Source organism: Cyanobacterium sp. Dongsha4, from assembly GCF_036345015.1.
Taxonomy (GTDB): Bacteria; Cyanobacteriota; Cyanobacteriia; order Cyanobacteriales; family Cyanobacteriaceae; genus PCC-10605.
Genome location: NZ_CP084098.1, coordinates 3,578,981 through 3,592,916, shown reverse-complemented (window position 1 = coordinate 3,592,916; position 13,936 = coordinate 3,578,981). Strand labels below are relative to the sequence as shown.

Annotated in this window: 17 protein-coding genes; 6 read left to right on the top strand and 11 right to left on the bottom strand. The window is 34.6% G+C overall.

Annotated features, from left to right (window positions below):
• Positions 1 to 27: 27 nt before the first annotated feature.
• Both Dongsha4_RS15455 and Dongsha4_RS15450 read right to left on the bottom strand, forming a co-directional pair.
• Positions 28 to 1,845: a serine/threonine protein kinase gene (locus tag Dongsha4_RS15455; protein WP_330203204.1), complete on the bottom strand. Its 1,818-nt coding sequence runs from the start codon at positions 1,843 to 1,845 to the stop codon at positions 28 to 30.
• Between the two features lie 92 nt (positions 1,846 to 1,937).
• Positions 1,938 to 2,540, bottom strand: a complete 603-nt coding sequence (locus Dongsha4_RS15450) for a hypothetical protein (protein ID WP_330203203.1) — start codon at positions 2,538 to 2,540, stop codon at positions 1,938 to 1,940.
• Positions 2,541 to 2,872: 332 nt separating this feature from the next.
• Here Dongsha4_RS15450 and Dongsha4_RS15445 point away from each other — a divergent pair, with 332 nt between their 5' ends.
• The 3 genes from Dongsha4_RS15445 (at position 2,873) to Dongsha4_RS15435 (ending at position 5,418) form a co-directional block, all read left to right on the top strand.
• Positions 2,873 to 3,556 (top strand): M28 family peptidase, encoded by a 684-nt coding sequence (locus tag Dongsha4_RS15445; RefSeq protein ID WP_425590804.1) that lies wholly within the window; start codon positions 2,873 to 2,875, stop codon positions 3,554 to 3,556.
• Positions 3,557 to 3,690: 134 nt separating this feature from the next.
• Positions 3,691 to 4,083, top strand: coding sequence for a hypothetical protein (locus Dongsha4_RS15440; protein WP_330203201.1), 393 nt, complete (start codon positions 3,691 to 3,693; stop codon positions 4,081 to 4,083).
• A gap of 255 nt (positions 4,084 to 4,338) precedes the next feature.
• On the top strand, positions 4,339 to 5,418 hold the full coding sequence (locus Dongsha4_RS15435) for an FAD-dependent oxidoreductase (protein WP_330203200.1): 1,080 nt from the start codon (positions 4,339 to 4,341) through the stop codon (positions 5,416 to 5,418).
• Here the strand turns inward: Dongsha4_RS15435 and Dongsha4_RS15430 are convergent.
• The 3 genes from Dongsha4_RS15430 to Dongsha4_RS15420 all read right to left on the bottom strand — a co-directional run bounded on the left by Dongsha4_RS15430 (position 5,415) and on the right by Dongsha4_RS15420 (position 7,484).
• On the bottom strand, positions 5,415 to 5,765 hold the full coding sequence (locus Dongsha4_RS15430; protein ID WP_330203199.1) for a phenylpyruvate tautomerase MIF-related protein: 351 nt from the start codon (positions 5,763 to 5,765) through the stop codon (positions 5,415 to 5,417). The genes Dongsha4_RS15435 and Dongsha4_RS15430 overlap by 4 nt on opposite strands.
• A gap of 121 nt (positions 5,766 to 5,886) precedes the next feature.
• The gene (locus tag Dongsha4_RS15425; RefSeq protein WP_330203198.1) at positions 5,887 to 6,291 is read right to left on the bottom strand and encodes a DUF1824 family protein; all 405 of its coding nucleotides are present in this window, start codon (positions 6,289 to 6,291) and stop codon (positions 5,887 to 5,889) included.
• Positions 6,292 to 6,374: 83 nt separating this feature from the next.
• Positions 6,375 to 7,484 carry a HAMP domain-containing sensor histidine kinase gene (locus Dongsha4_RS15420; RefSeq protein WP_330203197.1) on the bottom strand — a complete coding sequence of 370 codons (1,110 nt, stop codon included), beginning with the start codon at positions 7,482 to 7,484 and terminating at the stop codon, positions 6,375 to 6,377.
• A 121-nt stretch (positions 7,485 to 7,605) separates the two neighbouring features.
• On the opposite strand from Dongsha4_RS15420, the gene Dongsha4_RS15415 reads away from it, so the two are divergent.
• Positions 7,606 to 8,163, top strand: coding sequence for a thioredoxin family protein (locus Dongsha4_RS15415; RefSeq protein WP_330203196.1), 558 nt, complete (start codon positions 7,606 to 7,608; stop codon positions 8,161 to 8,163).
• Between the two features lie 28 nt (positions 8,164 to 8,191).
• On the opposite strand, the gene Dongsha4_RS15410 is transcribed toward Dongsha4_RS15415, so the two are convergent.
• Together Dongsha4_RS15410 and Dongsha4_RS15405 are read right to left on the bottom strand one after the other, a co-directional pair.
• Complete coding sequence (locus tag Dongsha4_RS15410; protein ID WP_330203195.1) at positions 8,192 to 8,563, bottom strand: winged helix-turn-helix domain-containing protein; 372 nt, start codon at positions 8,561 to 8,563, stop codon at positions 8,192 to 8,194.
• Complete coding sequence (locus Dongsha4_RS15405) at positions 8,563 to 10,098, bottom strand: N-6 DNA methylase (protein WP_330203194.1); 1,536 nt, start codon at positions 10,096 to 10,098, stop codon at positions 8,563 to 8,565. The genes Dongsha4_RS15410 and Dongsha4_RS15405 overlap by 1 nt, the downstream gene beginning before the upstream one ends.
• Positions 10,099 to 10,268: 170 nt before the next feature.
• Between Dongsha4_RS15405 and Dongsha4_RS15400 the strand changes: the two genes are divergently transcribed.
• On the top strand, positions 10,269 to 10,511 hold the full coding sequence (locus Dongsha4_RS15400) for a DUF433 domain-containing protein (protein ID WP_330203193.1): 243 nt from the start codon (positions 10,269 to 10,271) through the stop codon (positions 10,509 to 10,511).
• Positions 10,489 to 10,860, top strand: a complete 372-nt coding sequence (locus tag Dongsha4_RS15395) for a DUF5615 family PIN-like protein (protein WP_330203192.1) — start codon at positions 10,489 to 10,491, stop codon at positions 10,858 to 10,860. Before Dongsha4_RS15400 ends, Dongsha4_RS15395 begins: the two co-directional genes overlap by 23 nt.
• Positions 10,861 to 10,893: 33 nt before the next feature.
• On the opposite strand, the gene Dongsha4_RS15390 is transcribed toward Dongsha4_RS15395, so the two are convergent.
• The 4 genes from Dongsha4_RS15390 to Dongsha4_RS15375 all read right to left on the bottom strand — a co-directional run bounded on the left by Dongsha4_RS15390 (position 10,894) and on the right by Dongsha4_RS15375 (position 13,928).
• Positions 10,894 to 11,094 carry a YgiT-type zinc finger protein gene (locus Dongsha4_RS15390; RefSeq protein WP_330203191.1) on the bottom strand — a complete coding sequence of 67 codons (201 nt, stop codon included), beginning with the start codon at positions 11,092 to 11,094 and terminating at the stop codon, positions 10,894 to 10,896.
• A 17-nt stretch (positions 11,095 to 11,111) separates the two neighbouring features.
• Entirely contained in the window at positions 11,112 to 11,831 is a 720-nt protein-coding gene (locus Dongsha4_RS15385; protein ID WP_330203190.1) for a restriction endonuclease subunit S, read from the bottom strand.
• Positions 11,832 to 11,945: 114 nt separating this feature from the next.
• Entirely contained in the window at positions 11,946 to 12,311 is a 366-nt protein-coding gene (locus Dongsha4_RS15380) for a DUF433 domain-containing protein (RefSeq protein ID WP_330203189.1), read from the bottom strand.
• 105 nt (positions 12,312 to 12,416) lie between these two features.
• Positions 12,417 to 13,928, bottom strand: coding sequence for a type I restriction-modification enzyme R subunit C-terminal domain-containing protein (locus tag Dongsha4_RS15375; RefSeq protein WP_330205456.1), 1,512 nt, complete (start codon positions 13,926 to 13,928; stop codon positions 12,417 to 12,419).
• Between the last annotated feature and the right edge of the window lie 8 nt (positions 13,929 to 13,936).

The window sequence follows — 13,936 nt, the reverse complement described above, 5'->3', positions numbered from 1 at the left end:
AATAAAGATAATAAAAATGGTCAAAGATCAATTTTTGATATTAATTTCAGAACGAAATAAAAGGAAACTAATTAGATAACGAGAAAAAGTCCACTGACGATAAACTTCCAACTGTTCAGCAACACGATCTAATTCTTGTTTTACCATCATCAACTGATTTTCTTGTTTTTGCATAGATAGACTATTTTCTAAGTGTGTTTCTTGTTCTTTTATTCTTACTATTACATCTAAAATTCTTTCTTGTTCTAGTTTATATTTACGATTAATATTAATTTGATTAATCCTAATATTTTCTCTTAATTTTACCTTCTCTTCACTTAATTGATTAGACAAATCTAAATACTTTTTATCGATTTTTTCTTGAAGATAGAAAGGTAATATTCTAGGAACATTATTTCTGGCGTTTGCTTCCACTTGTTGTCGCCAATTAACCAAATTAGAAGCCCTTACTTCCCCTATTCCGTTAATATTTCTAGCACGATAATAACTAATATCACAAACTCGAACAATACCTGCATTATTCAATCTTTGTAAGAATCTTTGACCAATACCCTCCACCGAATCAGGATTAATAGGTTGATTAAGTTCACGATTAATAAAATCATTTTGTATTCTTTTCAACTCTTGACTAATTTCTTGATTTTTATTATTTTGTAACTGACTCAATTCTCTTTCTATATTAGAAATTCTTTGTTCTAAAGGTTTATTTACTCGGATAATTTCATCTTCTTCTTGATTTGATAATTGTCTTTGTTTTTGCTGTTGTTCTATTAATTTTTGACTAACATTATCTTTCTCACCTTCTATAGCTTTTGTTATCTTGATTCGTTCTTTTTGTAATTCTTTTTTTCTACTATTAAGTTGTTTTTTTACTGTATAATTAACTGATTTTATAAACCTGATATAAACCAAGGATATAACTATAAAAATACTAATAAAAGTGTAAATAAAAGCAAACGCTGTTTGTGTAGTAATAATGATAATAGAACTGACAAAGAGAAAAGTAAAAGTCAACCTTTCTTTTTTAAAATTTTCTCTAGTAATAATTGATTTTTTTTCTAATGCGTCCAAAGCCATTTTAGCATTTTGATAACGCAAACTTGGATTAGGTTCAACCATTCTTTCTAACCAGTTGACAAAATGAACACCCACATTAGGCATCTTTTTATCAAACATCACCCTATTACTTGAAAGATCCATTAAACTGCCTACATCTCCTGATTTAGTATTAGTAATTAAACAAATTAAAGTCATACCAACACTGTATAAATCAGAGGCTTCGGTTAATTGTTGATTATGCAATTGTTCAGGAGGCATAAATCCAAAAGTACCTCCCATCATCGTACTTAATGCCATTGTTTGATGACCAATTTTCGCTAAACCAAAATCTACTAAATAGATTTCTTTGTTTTGATCCATTAAAACATTTTCTGGTTTTATATCACGGTGAAAAATAGGGGGTAATCTTTCTTGTAAATAAACTAGAATGTCGAGGAGTTGTTTAGCAATATTCGTTACTTCTTCTAAACTTAAAGTAGTAAAACTAGATAATGGTTGAGCGGATTTATATTCCTGAACTAAACATAATCCTTCTTCGGAGTCAAATTGGCTAATATAGCGAGGAATACCAGAATGATTTAACTCTCTTAAAACTTCTATTTCTCTTTCAATTTCTTTATAGCTATCCCAATTGTTTGTGGTAGCAAAGCGAAATTGTTTAATCACAACGGATTGCTGAGTTTTTAAATCAATAGCTTGGTAAGTAATTCTTCCCCCTTGAAGATTATGATTTAATTGTTTAATTAGTTTATAACCAAAAGGATTAAAGTCTGGTAAGTTATTCATTTTAACCTATTGTTTTTTTATTAACTTAATTAGTATTTTTAGGGATTTTTTCTCGCTGTTATAAAACTTCAGATATTTGAGATCCTTATAAGTTATTTAACAATATATTTTGTATTTTTAAAGATTAAATAATTAATGGTACGGTGATCTATTTGACGTAAGCGATTTTTACCTCTTTCTATTTCCAAATCAATGGCACTGCTTCTACCCATTTCATTATTAATTTCTAATAAATAACCAATTAAAGTTCTTTCCTCTCCCTTGTTTAAATCTTTACTAATTGTCTTCAAATTTTTCTCAATATCTTCATAACTAAGGGGATTTCCCTCTTCGTCTTTAATGGCAGTTAATAGCTTATTTTTAATATCGGCTGGTTTAACTTGTTTATTGAAGTTAACAGTAAATATTTGTTGTCCTATATTCGTTAAAATATTGTTGATTTCTGTGCGATTAATATATTTTTCTGTTTGATATTGACTAGCTGAATACATTTCTAAAACTAAATCTTTATCAATATTTGATTCTACTCCCTTATCACTAACAACTTTAATGGTTTTAGGGTTAACTTTAACTACTTTATAGTATTGAATTTCTGCTAAATGCTCCCCTACTTTAATTTTCTCAACATCGAGATTTCCTTTCCGTGTAATTGCAGGTTTGATAATTGGTTTTTGAGATACATTTTGTTCTGTCATGGTTAATTTCTCCAGTAAATTTTATGTTTTTCGTTTCTATATATTTATCCAGTTATTTTGGTTAAATTATGCAGTAGTAGGAAAAAAATATTTTTGTCTTAACAATTTGCAATATAATGTCCTATTTTTTTGTTTTATGATACAAATAATGACAACACTAAATGAAAGTCATGTCCTACAACTTTAGTCTATCAACCTTAGAGAAGGAATTAGAAGCTATTTGCATTCCCCGTCATCCCGTCTGGAATAATTGGGGTTATCACAAAGTACAGGAATATATTGAAACAAAATTAAACGCCTGTGGAAAAGTTGAAAAGCATATTTTTCCTAGTATGGAAATGGAAGGCTGTAACCTAATCCTTAAACTCGAAGGCAATAGTCCCCAATTAGCTCCGATTCTCATTGGTGCCCACTATGACGGTGTACCAGATACTGCGGCAGCAGATGATAACGGCACGGCGGTGGTGGCTTTACTTCAACTGGCGGAAATATTTGCCCAACAATCTTTAAATCACTCTCTGTGGTTAGTGGCATTTGATCAGGAAGAATGGGGCATGAGAGGAAGTAAGGCTTTAGCACGACAGTTAAAACAGCAAAAACAACCTTTGAAGTTAATGATTTCATTGGAAATGTTAGGTTTTACCAGTGAGGTTCAAAATTATCCTCAACCTGAGATGTATCATTTATTTGGTAGTAAAGGTGATTATTTAGCCCTCGTTGCTAATCAGGAAATATACTTACTGGTACAGGAGATGAATAAAATTTTTAGTCGTCATTTACCGACAAGGTTTCTCTGTGTGCCTGATAGGGGGGCTAGTTTTCCTGAAATAACTTTGAGTGATCATTCTCCCTTCTGGGAATGTGGTTATGACGGCTTATTGTTGACCGATACTGCGTTTTTGCGAAACCCTAACTATCATAAACATAGCGACACTATTGCTAGTCTGGATTTAGACTTTTTTGCCAAAGTGGTGGAAGGATTGATTTTAGTGACAAAACATTTAACACACAGTTAATTAATCGATTTGGAAGGATTGGGAGAAATTATTTTTGCTCATTGTTGCATAAATGATCAGTTTGAATTGGATAAATAAATAGAACCAAAATAACACACCAATTTAACCATAAAATTGCAATCAGGACATAAGATATGAGACGACTCAGCTTTTATTTTTCAATTATTCTTCATTCGGGGCTTGTTGCCTGTAGTGGATTGGTGGGCGGAGATCCAATAGTGATAGAATATTGTACAGAAATAGGTAATAGTAAATCTGTTTGCAGTTGTGCCGCCAAAAAGTTGAAGGCGAATGCCGAACAAGATGTATATAGCAACTACATTGAGATTCTTAATAACACGAAGAACCTTTCCGAAGAGCATAATTTTGAGCAAGAAGCAGAGAATGTTGATGATCTTTCTGGGGCTATTGGTATTTTAGTAAAAGGCACTACGCTCATCTTTAGTGCTGGAGAGGAAGCTGGATTAAATTGGATTGAAACACAAAGAAGAAAATCGGCAATTATCCAGGGAAAGAGTCAGATGTGAAAATGCCTTTTCAGGAGTTTCAGCGATACAATGCAGTATCGTCAACTTATAGAAATAGAAAAGCGGAGTTTGATGATAAATTAATGGTGACAGGGTGTGGATTATGGAATTTCTACTTAGAAGTAGCATAAAATAAAATCAGGAAGGGGAAAGATATTATCAATTTTATTCAATATTTGGAATTAAAACTTCATCCCTTTATTTCGCAACAACTCTATTAAAGTTGTGCCTATTGTGTATGAGATTATCAAAGTAATGAAAAAAATTATTATTGTCGGTAGTGGTATTGTAGGAAGTGCGATCGCATATGAGCTTAGTAATAATTCTGAATTTGATATAACCTTAATCGATGAAAAAAATCCCGGCACGGGGGCAACAGGGGCGGCTTTAGGAATCTTAATGGCAATTATTAGTCTTAAAACGAAAGGGAGAGCGTGGAAGTTAAGGGAATTAAGTCTTAAGCGATATAAAACTTTGATTTCTGAATTGGAAAATTTCACAGGTTTATCAATTCCCCATAATTCACAGGGTATTGTCAAGTTATTATTTACAGAGGATGAACTTCAAAGATATGGAAAATTAGCTCAATTTAGGGCTTCTCAGGGCTATAAATTGGATATTTGGGATCAATCTTTATTAAAATTTCATTGTCCAGAAATTGACACTTCTTCGATAGTTGGGGCTGTGTATTCCCCTGATGATTGGCAGGTTAGTCCGACATTTTTAACTAAAGCCCTTGTTAAAGGTGCATCGATGAAAGGAGTTAAATGTATTTTCGGAGAGAAAGTTAAGGGTTTGAATATCTGTTCGGAAAATCATACTGAAGTTATTTTAGAAAATCAATCTTTATCTGCAGATATAGTAATTATAGCAACGGGTTTAGGTACTTCTTCTCTATTAGAATCACTGCATATACCCATCGAAATTAAACCAGTATTAGGACAAGCATTGTTAGTAAAATATGACCAATGGCAAAGTAAAGATGGTTTTAATCCAGTAATTACAGGAAATGATATTCATATCGCCCCTATGGGTAATCATGAGTTTTGGTTAGGGGCAACCGTTGAATTTCCCGATAGTCAGGGGAAAGTCATTGCAAAAGACCAATTATTAAAGAATTTACGCTCAGATGCGATCGCATTTTGTCCCAGTTTAGCTCAAGCTCCCATCATGTTATCATGGACAGGGAAAAGACCACGTCCCGAGGGGAAATCTGCACCTATAATTGAAAAACTAGAACCCTATAATAATATTATCCTAGCAACGGGACATTATCGTAATGGTGTTTTACTAGCTCCCGCCACAGCTTCAATAATCAAGGACATGATAACTTAGAAAGTCGATCCATTCCAGCCCCATAAATATCCTTTTGCGTCGGCAAATTCGATATATATACGATTTTTAGACACACCTAAATTATTATTTATAATGTTGCAAAAATCTTCGCTCATTGTCTTAGTTTGACTAGAACTCATTGTACCAACACTTTTAATTTCTAAATAGCAAACAGGGTCAAAAGTACCTGCGAAACTCATGGGTAAATCAGATTCAAATATTGTCATTACATAAGATTCTGGCTTACCTAAATGTTTGGCTAATTTACTGGATAAATTCTTCAATAAATCTTTGACTTTTTCTTGATCAGGATTGGCTATAGATGTTTGAACTTTGATTAAAGGCATAATTATTATTGATCATTATAAGTAATGGTTTATCAGAATATATATTAACTGGCTTTACGCACTTATTTAATGATTACCTCTCGCCTACCCTCGGCGACACAGATTTTTCATCAAATCCTAATTAATTGAATAAATTAAGGGGAAAATGCCCATAAGTACCAATAATTTCTTCATTGAAATCGGCAAAAATAGTAATCAAAACTCCTCGATAATCTCCTGAATAATCGCTAATATGATAAGATTTTCTTTCGGTACTAAACTTTAAATAAACGGGTTTATTTTCTGTGCTTTTTTCTATGTCTATATTTTCTTCATAGCCTAGGGCTTTCAAATAATTTTTTAGAGTATTAAAGGCTTCGAGAGAATTAGACGCACAAATGCCAAAATTTTGCTCATCAGAAAGATTGACAATTAGTTTTATACTTGATTCTAATTCTTGTTTTTCTTGTTCTGATTTAATGGTTTTTAATTGTAAGCAACTATAACTTTTTAGTAAAGCTAGGGCTTGGTTTGTTTTGTCATTCATTATTAATTTAAAGAATATTATTAATTGATTAAAGAGTAAATTTATTATTATTTCTAACCCATAAATTTTATATCGAATTGAGTTTATTTACTCAAGGGTAGAGAAAAACGGAAAATAGTACCTTTGTTTAATTCACTTTTTACTTCTATTTTCCCTCCTTGTAATTCTACCAGTTTCTTAGAAATAGCTAGACCAATACCACTACCTCCAGAATAACTCGAACGAGAGCGATCGCCTCTCCAAAATCTTTCAAAAACATGGGGTAAATCTTCTTGAGGAATACCAACACCTGTATCAATCACTTCTAACCACAGATAAGAGACTTTTTCTACCACCTTAATCTTTATCTCTCCTGTTTCCGTATGTCTGATGGCATTACCAATAAGGTTAACTAAAATTTGTTCAGTGCGATCGAGATCTGCTATAACTAAAGGCAAACTTTCAGGGGAATCAAGGCTTAAAGTAGGCCCTTCTTCTAGTAATTGGTCAGAAAATCGAGAAATTAAATTTTTTAATAAAGGAAGTAAATTGACAGATTTTGAATTAATAGGCAGATAACCAGCTTCTGCTTTTGATAATTCCTGTAAATCGTGGGTTAAACGTTCTAATCGCTTAGTTTCTTTCACTAAATTAGCATATAATTGAAGAGAAGGTTCTATTTCTCCTCCTGCTAACTCCTCCAAATATCCTCTAACCACTGTTAAAGGGGTGCGTAACTCATGGGTTAAATCACTAACTAAATCCCGTCGCCGACTTTCTACATCTTCTAAGCAACTGGCCATACGATTAAAACTGATACTAAGTTGATTTAACTCTAAAATATCGCTTTCGGGCATTCTTTCCTTTAAATTCCCTGCCGCAAACTGTTGGGTAATTTCCTTCATTTGCTGTAAAGGCTTCATAATACGACGACTGAGACAGTAACTCAAAAATCCAGCACTGCCACCACCCACAATAAAAGACCAAAATGTGCTACGATTCCAAGCAGTTTGGAAACCATCAATTAAATAGGTTCTAGCGGATCTAAATGTGATAAAACCCCTTCTTTCCAACTGTTCTAGCCGTAGTATAAAAAATTGAGGGGAAGATACTTTGGCGATACAGACAAATGTACTCAACCCTACCATCATCACCGCTAAGTGAGACAGAAGCAATCGGGTATTAAGACTCATTTTTGGTTTAGGTAGCTTCATGATAGGATATTGGGGAGTAGGGAGTGGCGAGTGAGGAGTGGGGAGAAAATTAATTCTTCATTCTCCTGACACCTGACACCTGAAACCGACTCATTGTTAATTGTTAGTTATTAATTGCTTTATGGCTCGAACACCATCAGTTATGTTACCATTAGGTACGATCGCACCTGATTTTAGTTTACTCGATACGGTATCAGGGAAAATAATTTCTCTGAGAGATTTTCAGGGATGCAAGGGGTTGTTGGTGATGTTTATTTGTCAACATTGTCCATTTGTGAAACACATTGAGCAAGAATTAGCCAAAATTGGTCATGACTATGGTAATCAAAATTTAGGCATTGTGGCAATTAGTAGTAACGATGCAGAAAATTACCCTGATGATTCCCCTGAAAATTTAAAGCAAATGGCAGAGAAACTCGGCTTTAATTTTCCTTTTTGCTATGATGAAACCCAAGAGGTAGCAAAAGCCTACCAAGCGGCTTGTACCCCTGATTTTTATTTATTTGATGACGATTTTAAGTTAGTATATAGAGGACAATTAGATGATAGTCGTCCTAGTTTAGATATACCTGTAACAGGAAAAGATTTACGAGATGCGATCGCATCTTTATTAGTAGGTAAGCCCATTAATCCTGATCAAAAACCGAGTCTTGGTTGTAATATCAAATGGAAAAGCTAAAATCTATTAGAAATTAAAAATTAATAATTTAGCTTAGAGAATATTTATGAGTCAGAATATATCTGCAACAGAAGCTGATTGGCAGAGAGAAAAAATAGAAAATCGGATCAGACTTTAAGAGTTCTTGTCCTCTTTCAGTTATTTGTAAATGTCCATACCTAGGATAGTCAACTAACTTTGCTTTTTTAAGGTAAGTCTTTGCCCAACCCACTCTGTTACTAAAAACAGACTGTCTGCCACTAGGTAACTTTAAGTCTAGTTGTTCGTTACTAAGCCCTAATTTATTTTCTAATGTTTGTCTGACTTCTGATAATTTATATTCACTTCCGTCAGCAACAATAGTTAATATGGGCAACATCAAAGACTGATATGAGGGGATTGAAGGTAAAGATTCTGACATTATCCTTTTCTTAGATTATTTAGTACAAGTTGTACTTCTTGACTTTTAGTTTCTATGAATTGTATCAGTTCTTCAGGGGTTCGATCGTCCTCCTCTACTTTTATATTTGGATTGACGGCTTTGAGATCATAGTTTTTCTGTTCTATTTCCTCACGGGTAACAGTCCAACTTCTCTCACTGTCTTGTCTATCAGGGAGTAACTCTAAAAATTCCTCAAAGTGTTTAGAGGTTAGGGGTTGACGTTTAGTAACTTTCACCTCAGATAAGTCATAATACCAAATTTTCTCAGTGGGTTTACCTTTGGTGAAAAATAGAATATTGGCTTTAACTCCCCCTCCAGCCGCCGCAAATGTCCCCGCAGGAAGGCTGATAATACACCATAAATCACAATCATTGAGTAGTTTCTTCTTGGTTTGCACAAAGGCGGTTTCATTGGTGCGGAATAATACCCCTTCATCTAACACGACTCCGCATCTACCGTTATGATTGAGACTGTCAATTAAGTGTTGTAAAAAAAGAACTTGAGTGGCACTGGTTTTATAACTAAACTTTGCCTGTACTTCTTTATGTTCTTTACCACCAAAGGGCGGATTAGTGAGGATAACATCAAATAATTGAGGGGCATTTTTAAACAAGTCGCCATAGACGGCACTACCTGTTAAGGTGTTACCATGCCATAGGTTCGGTTGATCAATACCGTGTAACATAAGGTTCGCTAAGGCGATGGGATAAATCAGGTTTTCTTTTTCTCTACCGTAAAAGGTTTGATGTTTAAGCGTCTCTAATTGTTCGGCGGTGATGTCATCCCCTAATTGATTGCTAATATGTTCGTAGGTTTGAGCAAGGAAGCCTCCTGTACCACTGGCTGGATCATAGACGGTTTCTCCTATTTGGGGATCAATGGTAGTGACAATCGCCCTTATGACTTCTCTAGGAGTGAAGAATTGCCCACCATCATTATTTTTCTCCCCCATTTTCAACAGTAATCCTTCATATACTTGGGATATGGGGAAGATGTGGGTATCGTCAACGTTGCGGATTTCGTGGACTTTATCCAAAACATCTAGTAAGTTACGCTCACTATCAATTCTTACTTTATCGGTAGCGGAGAGAACTTCGCTGATAATTTTTTGTCTAGGAGTGGCTTTCGGTTGATCTTTTAAGGTTTTGAGGGTGGGTAACAAACCAAAGGGTTTACCGTCATTGTCGTAACCGCCGTTAACGAAGTTCATAAAATCCCCTAAGTTGCCACTCATGGTTAACTCTAGCCGTTTTGTGCCGTTAGGAGATGCCCAATCTTGCCAACGATAAGGGTATTTAAGGGAGTAATGAAAGTCTAAGCCTAATACTTCCATGCCTTCGGCTTCTTGTTGTTCGATGTCATCAAGGATACGCAAAAATAACAACCATGTTAATTCGGGAACGTATTGTAAGGCACTGGTACAGTTCGATCGCCTCATAATGTCACAGATACCTTTAATATAGCTGTTGAGGCTTTGTTGGGTGTTAAATTGTTTGATGTTATTTTTAGTCATAGTTCAAGATATTATCAGTAATGTATAGCAGAAAATTGAAATAAGAGTTTATTTTTTCTTTCTTATTTCACTAAAAGCTGTTTTTTTGAAATAAAACTAAAATTCAAGAATGTTTTATTAAAAATGTGAGTTAAACTGAATACAGCCATCAGTTATTTTACCTGAACGAGATGAGACTAGATAGAGTTACTTTTAATCCTAAACAGATGAATGGCCAACCTTGCATCCGTAACTTACGCTTAACGGTAAAACGGGTTATTGAGTTATTAGCTACTTATCCCGATCGCACGGAGTTGTTTCAAGAATTTCCAGAATTGCAAGAAGAAGACATCCAACAGGCATTAATTTTCGCTTCCAGTTATTTTGAAGATCGAGTTATTGAGTTAGGCAATGAAGATAAAGTTATTGCTTGATCAAGGGTTGCCCCGTTCGTCGGCTCAGATGTTATCACAGAGAGGAATTGATACTATTCATGTGGCAGACATCGGCTATTCTACCGCAGAAGATGAGGAAATTTTGGCAAGAGCAAAACAAGAAAAACGAACTGTTGTCACTCTCGATGCTGATTTTCATACTTTATTAGCTCTTAGTCAAGCTACTTCTCCTTCAGTAATTCGTATTCGCATTGAAAGATTAAAGGCGGTTGCGATGAGTGAATTATTATTATCTATTTTGCCTCAATGTCAGGATGATTTATTGAAAGGGGCAGTGGTTACAGTTGACGCGAACCGTATTCGTTTGCGTTTACTTCCCCTTTTGTGACATTTAAGGGGTAGCAAATTCATAAACGGGTGTTTAAATATATTTCTGCGGTGGCTTATTATCCCAGATTATTTGTTGTATTTTCTCAACAGTTTCAGGGCTAAATAATCGCTCTCCTGTTTCTTGGCAAATTCTAGCGGGGACATTTTCAAAGATATAGATTTTTCCCTCTAGTTCAAGGGTATAGGTAACGAGGGCATTAGTAAATGTTTCTTGGGGATAAGGTTTATTCATTGATATTTCTCCTAATTTTATGATTCCCCCCTAAAGGCACGTCTTAATAAGGCGGATGGTAGTTGATTAACTGTCTCTAACTGCTCTTGTAATGCCTGTTTCAGTTTCTCACATTCTCTCATCTTTTCGTTAAGCTCGATCGCAATCTCTCTCTGTCTTTCTAATGATGGGATTAATAATATTAAGTTACCAATGTCTTTAGAGTTGATCGAAGATTGTCCAATAGCTCTCTTTGCGACTGACTGAATTTGTTTACGAATATTGAAACTATTGATCTGTTGTGCAATAAAAAGAGAATTAACAGATTGAGATAATCTTAGACGTATCAACATATTTTCATAAACATAATTACTTAAATCATATTGAATATATGCACACTTACCAACAAGTTCATGGCTATTAACTCGACTAATAAGAAGATCTCCTTCTTGTAAACAATATTTATTCAATTCATCTTTCGTTAAAGTTATTTTTGCTATTTCAGACATTGTTAAATGCCATGAATTATTCTGAATGTTATACATTCTCAGAAAAGGATAACCACTACCATAGAAATCCGCAGTTTTATAAATTCCGTTTTGAATAGATGTTAATATATCTTTAAATTTAACTTGCTTCCAAGATTTAGCCTCTTCACTGTGGAAGTGCGATCGCAGATAAGCAGAGGGTAAAGCTAAAGCCGATTCTAATTTAACCCATTGCCAACCATCAGGCAAATTGTGCTTATTTCTAGTCATTTTTAATTAAATCAGTAATTAAGTCTAATTGTTCATTAAAATTTAATTGTTTAAATTCATTAATAATATTTTTATAAATCACATCATTCATCAAATTAACTCTCCATTAATTTATTAATATTTTTGGATAAAAGAATCAAATAATTTTCTTAAATAATGATCATTATCTAAAGATTGAGCAAACTCGATCGCACCTTCAATAGCATCTAAAGAAAGACTAGGATAAGAAGCAATTAATTGTTCTTTAGTTTGTCCAGAAGCCAAATTTTCTAATACTGATTCGACAGATATTCTAGTACCTTTAATGCAAAGTTCACCCCCTAGAATATCATCATTTTGACTAATAAAATCATTATTGATAATAGTATTTTTATTAAACTTTTCCGTTTTATTTTTTAGATATAATATTAAATCTAACTGGTCATCAAAATCTAGTTGATTAACTTCTTCAATTACTTTTTTTAACATTAAACTGGTCATAATTTTTTCCTCTTATGTTATTAATAAAACATCTGTTCTAATGGTAGCACGATCGCCCATCCGACAAAATTCCTCCCTTATTAAGGGGGGTTAGGGGGGATCAAATCATGCCGCAAATAACCTCATTTTAGTGTCTAATAATAACTCTTTAGGATCGCCAAACTCTTTTAAAGCACCGATTCCCCCTGCTTTTTTCACCATTGGTAACTGAAATAATTTAGGGTTTTCTAGCTCTTCCGTACCATTTTGAGCAAATTGAGCTGTAATGGCTTTTATAGTCGCTCCGGTGGCTTCTGGCATCATTTCTAACCATTTTTCTTGCTTATACTCAAAGGCTTCTGCCCGTTGTTTTCGGGTGCGTAACTGAATACCATAACCCAATTCCCCTAGAATATCAAACAAATCATAGTCTTCCAACTCCGATACTGCTCTTAACACTAGAGGCGATCGCCCCCCATCAGGTAAAATACTCATTAACTGATTACGGGTATTAGGCTTAATCCAAATCTCTCGAAATAGAGCGATATTCGACACCTCCTCCATTAACCGTTTCCCTAACCTTTCTCGGTATTCCTCCACACTCACCGGAATCGTCTCACCATTTACCATCGTTAAAATAGACTTTTGCCCTGCACTAATGCGTACATCAAAACCTTCCACAGTAATAATTTTTTGAGATTCCACATTATAACTACCGCCCTTCTCCTTAACTTTATTGCCTGTCTTATCATCCTTACGGGGTGATAACTTAGTCAAAAACTCCACCCCAAATAAACGAGTAGCATTGGTATAGTCATAAACTCGAAACATCAACTTACCCGAAGGCGGATGTAACCTTGTACCCCTACCAATCATCTGATAAAAAGTGAGGGGCGATCGCATATAACGAAAGAAAACGATATTTTCCAACGGAGGTACATCCACCCCAGTCGTCAACAAATCAACCGTAGTAGCGATAAAATGACTTCTCGAAGACTCCTTTAAATCAGGTAAATAATCATTACCAGAACTTTTTGCAGTGCATTTAAAAGCATAATCAGGCAAAGGCTGACGGTTATTTTGACCACACCAATCCACATAAATATTATTCATGGTAATAGCCACCTCATCAGCGTGTTTATCACTGACACAGAAGATAACAGTTTTTTGCTCAGGTTTGCCCCTTTGTACTAAAGCCGAGAATAAGTCTTGGCACATCACTAAAACTCGATCTGGAAGCTCTATGCGACGCTCATAGCTAGTACACTCATAACGCTCTCGAATCTCCTCCTCAGTGACGGGTTGCCCTGTAATACTATCCACTGGATTTCGTGCCAAAATCTCCTCAATAGTAATCCCAGTATGATCTAAATTGATATTACGAGGGTGAATAGAACAAACCGCTAAATAACCATCCTCAATACCTTGCCCAATATCATACTCATAAACAGGCTCACCAAAATAACGGACATTATCCGCCGTAATCTGTAAATCTTCCCTCACTTCGGGAGTGTCTTCGGTAGTCTCTAACTTGCGAGGAGTAGCAGTTAAACCAATTTGCACCGCAGAAGGATTACGAGTTAAAACTAATGACCATTTACCCCACGCAGATCTATGACACTCATCTATAATAAACAGAAGAAAAG